A 5,771-nucleotide genomic window follows, 5' to 3' on the forward strand; every position below is an offset into this window, starting at 1 on the left:
CCTGGAACGATCAGCCCTCCTGATCAAAAGCTGTTGTTGGGTTACGTTGCGCTAACCCAACTTACCCTTGGCTTTAGCTGAGTCCTAGTTTACAGAAAACCGACTACCCTAGAATAACAAACCCACCCAATCAAGGTGGGTTCCTCAATCGCTTACACTATAACCGTTCCTCGAACCCCAATGGGGGCTTACCCCATCAGTCATGGGATTTACCTTCAGGGCAGAACGCATTCAATGGCACCCGAAAACGTTGCTGAAATTTAAGCAGCAGGTTCGGCGTTTAACCAACCGAAACTAGGGCGTGTCGATCAAATATCAGTTCTTCAAAACCAGCCAGTTTATACGAGGCTGGATCAATTACTTTGGTATCGCTAACAGGCTTCACTATCCTAAGTGAAGCGCCCTGTGCGGACCCGCATGCAGGGTGTTGTTGGGGCCGGAGGTTAGAGACCTCCGGCTACCCGATTATATATTTTATTTTTTCCGTTGAACCAAGCTAAACCAGTTACCAGAGTTGTCTATGCCCATAGCTTCGACGCCATAAAGCTGTTCTGCAGGTGGCTGGATAAATTCCACTCCTTTAGCCACAAGCTCTTCGTACGTTTTTTGGCAATTTTCAGTTTCGAAAACGCCCGCTCCAAATGCGCCTTCTTCGATTAAACTTCGTATTTTTTCGGCAGAGTCTTTGGTGAACATCGGTCCCTCTTTTGGCTCTGCCAATACCAGCTGAAGTTGTGAGTTAGATTTCGGATATACAGTTAGCCATCGAAAACCTCCTTCCACTTTCATGTCATCACCGACCTCGAAACCGAGCTTGTTTTTGTAAAAATCAAGAGCTTCGTCCTGATTAAGTACATATATTGTTGAATGCGCTATGGATGTGATCATCTATATATTCCCAGTTGTTAATTCATCTTTATTTTATAGAAATAATCAAAATGATATTTCTCCAATATTGCTCAATTAGCCAATTTTCCCAAAAAATGGTAGGCATAACATGCCGGTATAGCCTGCGAGGGAAAACGGTATGCTTCAGTAGACAAAGCCCAAAGCTTACGACGATATAAAGTAGGTGCCATACCAACTTGTTTTAAAAACAATGAAGAAAAGCTACCAAGACTTATGTAGCCCACTTTCTCGCAAATTTCTGAGACACTAAAATTTTCCGTAATAAGCATTTTCTTAGCTTTTTCGACTCTAAGCCTAATCAAGAATTCGTTCGGCGTTTCTCCATAAGTATCCTTGAAAACACGCAAAAAATGATAAGGGGACATATTTGAATACTTTGCTATACTGGATAAGCTGAGCGGTGCTTGATAATTATCAGCAATATAATCCCTGCCAGCATTCAACCTTTTAAAATTATAATTTGTAGCCATAAAATATACTTCTTGATCCACGTAAAATATAACGCTTAATTAACAGGAAAAAATTGTTGGCTAAAATAGACTACGAAGGAGCAAAAGCCAACTGTTTTTGTCCTTGTTTAATTTCTTGTTAGGCTTTTATAAGCTCGGAACAAGGCAGACCGTTTAGGTGACTATTTATTAAATGGTTAATCCTCTCTTTTAACCACTCAGGACCAAAATCAGCAATATCGTTATGTTTTGCCTTAGGAATATTAACGACGCAACTTCCATACTTTTCTTGTTCAATTTCTGTCGGCAATACACCTTTATCTGCTGGGAAGTCACTAGCCCGAATAGATAGTATTTGGAAGTCACCACTACGAGGTAAAGGAACACGCCTATGATCAAGTGTTATGATTTTTTGAATATAGCTCTTATTTTCATTTCCTAACCACGCTGAAATATCTCCACCATTAGAGTGACCGATTAGTATCAGTTTTTCAAAGTCGTACTTATTAAAGCGCTTACTCAAGGAGCCTTTTAAGAAATCTAATGTTTTTGCACCACGACTCCAGTTTTCACTTCGTGTTTCATATAAATTACCTGAAACAGATAAAGCTGGATCACTTGGCAGCTCATGACCTATTGCAATGACAAGGTAACCAAGTTGGTTAAATTGCTTAGATAGGAAAGTATATTTTGTATGTGATACCCCATATCCAGCACTTAAAAAGGCAACTGGACACTTTAATTTAGTAGAGCATGGCTCGATATTATCAGGGAAAGTAATTTCTACTGGAATAGTTCTATCTCTGGCTTCATCATAAATGTTTTCTGCATTTACGCTATTCACCCAACACGTAATTATGATTACGATTCCTTTTAGATAACTCATAACTCTCCTGAAAGCCTAACGAGGCTGTCGGATTAGGATCTTTGAAAAACATAATTCCAACTTATCCATTACCTCACCTCTTTGATTTAACTTTTGGCATATGATCAGCGTTTATTCTTGAACTGATCATAACTGTTCCCATTTCACCTTATCGCGTTCAGGAGATACTTAAGGGGCTTCTTATACGAAGTCCTTCAGTCACTTATTATCGATTACCCTGTCTCGCAATCTTCTCTATATTGTGCACCATACAGAACATCAGCCACTGAGCATTAACCTTGCCTTCTCCTCTCAAGGTAAAGCGTTTGAGCCCCTTGTTGGCTTCCAGGTTCCAAACACCGGTTCTACCGTTCCTAGTCGTTGACTGTAGATATGCCGCCCCATCGGACTATCTATCTTCTCTTTCATACGATCTATATAACTGCTTTCCTTGTGCTCGCTCCTGTCGAAGAATGCCACTTGGCGGCCTTCTTTTTGATTGGGATCTCGTAAACACTGAGCCTTTAAAGGACAGACTCGACAGTATTTTCGATAACCCTGGAAGCCGGTTGCTTTTCGGCCGTTTATTCGACCATCCTCCATTCGGCACCACATCGAGTTGCCTGCTGGACAGCGGCAAGTCCCCGCCACAGGATCATAATCAAAGTCGCTCAGTGCAAAGCGTTTCGAATGCTTATACCCTCGTTCTGCTTGTCGTTTTTCCTGTTCTTCCTGATAAGTGATCGAGTCGATAAAACGCGGGTCGCGTTTTCGGAACTGATTGTCAGCGATATAACTGTCGATGCCCATCCGACTCAACCTTTTCATATTATCTTCACTGTGAAAGCCACTATCTGCAGTGATTTTTGTTGATTGCAGAATACCCTCATTCTTCTCGCTGATTTGATATAGTTGACGTTTAATTCCCAGCAGCATAGGCACCAGTGCATGCTGCTCCGGGCCTTCACCGTATGCGTGAGCATGAACAATGACTTGGTGCTTGCTATCAACAGCTGCAATACCGTTGTAACCCTGAATCACACCTTTTGACGTCTTCATACTCGCGCTGTCTGGGTCGGTTATATTGTTCTTAATAGCTTTAGCTCGTTTACCGCGACCGATCCGTTCTGGTTCGGTCGCCAAGTGCTTTTTTATCTTGGCACTGGCCTGTTCCAGTTTTTCGATCTGTGCCTCTTGCCGTTCTCGAATTTTCGGTTCGACCCGCTGATCCTGCGAACGATGAGCCACTAACATTCGTTCCACTGCTCGATCTATCTTACGTTGCTTACGGGTGAGTTCAGCGTGGGTTTCACTCCACTCCTTCGAGGCATTGGAGGGTAACTTGCAACCGTCGATGGCAAACATCTCACGACCAATCAATCCCATCTGATTACAGACCATCAGCACATGGGTAAACAGTGGGGCTATCCCCTCATCCATTCGAGTGACGAAGTCAGCAATGGTACTGTGATGAGGCTGACTGTCAGCAGAAAGTGCCATAAAAAGCACATTCTCGCGGCACGCCTGAGCAATACCTCGACTGGACGTGATGCCTCTTGAATAGGCAAATAAGACGATCTTTAGCAGTATGGCTGGGTCATAAGCAGGCGCACCGTTGATATCATTACGATAGCGCTGCTCGAAGATACTCAGATCAAGATCATTATCAACGACATGATTGAGGGTATATTCAAACGTACCGGACTGGATTTGATCTGCAAACCGTAATGGAATCATTTTAGTCTGATTGTAATCGTAGTGTTTAAAGCGCGCCATCCCTTGCCCTATCTGCGGTTAAATTCTTTTCGTCGAGTTTAGCGAGAATGAACTCCATTCGCCAGGGGCTGGAGGACTTTTCCGACAGCCTCAACGCCGCAATAACGGGACGGAGCGCGTAGCGCGGAGTTCCGAGCCTGCAGGGCTGAAGTTGAACGCTTTGTTATAAGCTTTTCTCGATTTCTTTGCCATGCCATAGACGCAAAATATGGATTTCTTCGCCAGCTAAAAGATATCGGACGGTGTATGAGCCTATGAATAAATCTCTAATAATTGAAGGGTCTGGCGCTCGACTAACCTGGATACCCATTTTGGGGAAAATATTTAACTTATTAATACCCTCTAGTAGCTCACCGGCCACACGCTGGGCTGCGTATGGATTCTTTTCTGAAATGAACGAGCGCAATCGATTTAGGTCATCAACTGCTTCTGGTGTATAGAGGATATTCATTATTTCGGTGGGGCCTTTTCATCCTTGGACCCCCAGCTCTGAAGCCAGTTTTCGATTTCATTTCCATCGATCGATTTGCCTGACTTCACTGAGTCCAGTGCTTGGAGAGTATCTGTCCAGCGTGATTCCTCCATGGCTTGGCGCGCAACAAACTCTTTAACCGCTTGGTTAATAAGATAGTTTTTGCTTCGATCAAGTTTTGCAGATAAGTTTTCTAGAGGCGCTTCGACCTCCTGGCTCAGGCGAACACTTGTAACGCTCATGGTAGCCCTCTCCTCATTTGTGTAATCACATGTAATACATATTACTACATCTCTTGCAGGTTGGCGAACAGCTTATAACGAGGCTGTCGGATTAGGATCTTTGAAAAACATAATTCCAACTTATCCATTACCTCACCTCTTTGATTTAACTTTTGGCATATGATCAGCGTTTATTCTTGAACTGATCATAACTGTTCCCATTTCACCTTATCGCGTTCAGGAGACACTTAAGGGGCTTCTTATACGAAGTCCTTCAGTCACTTATTATCGGTTACCCTGTCTCGCAATCTTCTCTATATTGTGCACCATACAGAACATCAGCCACTGAGCATTAACCTTGCCTTCTCCTCTCAAGGTAAAGCGTTTGAGCCCCTTGTTGGCTTCCAGGTTTCCAAACACCGGTTCTACCGTTCCTAGTCGTTGACTGTAGATATGCCGCCCCATCGGACTATCTATCTTCTCTTTCATACGATCTATATAACTGCTTTCCTTGTGCTCGCTCCTGTCGAAGAATGTCACTTGGCGGCCTTCTTTTTGATTGGGATTTCGTAAACACTGAGCCTTTAAAGGACAGACTCGACAGTATTTTCGATAACCCTGGAAGCCGGTTGCTTTTCGGCCGTTTATTCGACCATCCTCCATTCGGCACAACGTCTACTTAAGCTGATTAAACACTATCTTCGAGCTGGGTTTATCGATAACCAGTTCTTTAGTGAAAGTCGTGAAGGTGTGCCTCAGGGGGGACCATTATCCCCACTTCTGGCTAACACCATTCTCGACCCCCTGGACAAGGAACTTGAAAAACGAGGACATAAGTTCGCCCGCTATGCCGATGATTTTACGATCTTGGTGAAAAGTCGACGAGCTGGCGAACGTGTGCTTCGCAGCATCAGCAACTACCTGCAAAACCGCTTGAAACTGGTCGTTAACACGGCCAAAAGTCGCGTTGTTAAAACCACTGAAAGCAAATTTCTGGGATTTACCTTCCGGGCAGGACGCATTCAATGGCACCCGAAAACGTTGTCGAGATTTAAGCAACAAGTTCGGCGTTTAACAAA

General features: G+C 43.7%; 7 protein-coding genes and 1 pseudogene. 1 reads left to right on the forward strand and 7 read right to left on the reverse strand.

Annotation, left to right across the window (positions count from 1 at the left end):
* Positions 1-474 precede the first annotated feature (474 nt).
* The 7 genes and pseudogenes from BGP75_RS08940 to BGP75_RS08970 form a co-directional block, all read right to left on the reverse strand.
* Positions 475-888: a VOC family protein gene (locus tag BGP75_RS08940; RefSeq protein ID WP_076717886.1), complete on the reverse strand. Its 414-nt coding sequence runs from the start codon at positions 886-888 to the stop codon at positions 475-477.
* Positions 889-959: 71 nt separating this feature from the next.
* On the reverse strand, positions 960-1,379 hold the full coding sequence (locus BGP75_RS08945; protein WP_076717888.1) for a helix-turn-helix domain-containing protein: 420 nt from the start codon (positions 1,377-1,379) through the stop codon (positions 960-962).
* A 118-nt stretch (positions 1,380-1,497) separates the two neighbouring features.
* A complete protein-coding gene (locus tag BGP75_RS08950; RefSeq protein WP_076717890.1) occupies positions 1,498-2,244 on the reverse strand; it encodes an alpha/beta hydrolase in 747 nt (248 codons plus the stop codon).
* A gap of 205 nt (positions 2,245-2,449) precedes the next feature.
* Positions 2,450-3,999: pseudogene (locus tag BGP75_RS08955) on the reverse strand (IS1182 family transposase).
* 163 nt (positions 4,000-4,162) lie between these two features.
* Positions 4,163-4,450, reverse strand: coding sequence for a type II toxin-antitoxin system RelE/ParE family toxin (locus BGP75_RS08960; RefSeq protein WP_076717892.1), 288 nt, complete (start codon positions 4,448-4,450; stop codon positions 4,163-4,165).
* Complete coding sequence (locus tag BGP75_RS08965) at positions 4,450-4,713, reverse strand: CopG family ribbon-helix-helix protein (protein WP_076717894.1); 264 nt, start codon at positions 4,711-4,713, stop codon at positions 4,450-4,452. The genes BGP75_RS08960 and BGP75_RS08965 overlap by 1 nt, the downstream gene beginning before the upstream one ends.
* A 264-nt stretch (positions 4,714-4,977) precedes the next feature.
* Positions 4,978-5,355 (reverse strand): transposase, encoded by a 378-nt coding sequence (locus BGP75_RS08970; RefSeq protein WP_076717897.1) that lies wholly within the window; start codon positions 5,353-5,355, stop codon positions 4,978-4,980.
* A gap of 51 nt (positions 5,356-5,406) precedes the next feature.
* Between BGP75_RS08970 and BGP75_RS08975 the strand changes: the two genes are divergently transcribed.
* Positions 5,407-5,771, forward strand: a 365-nt coding sequence (locus BGP75_RS08975; protein WP_255395929.1) for a reverse transcriptase domain-containing protein, incomplete at its 3' end; no start/stop codon positions are given.

This window comes from Motiliproteus sp. MSK22-1 (genome assembly GCF_001968815.1).
GTDB lineage: Bacteria > Pseudomonadota > Gammaproteobacteria > Pseudomonadales > Balneatricaceae > Motiliproteus.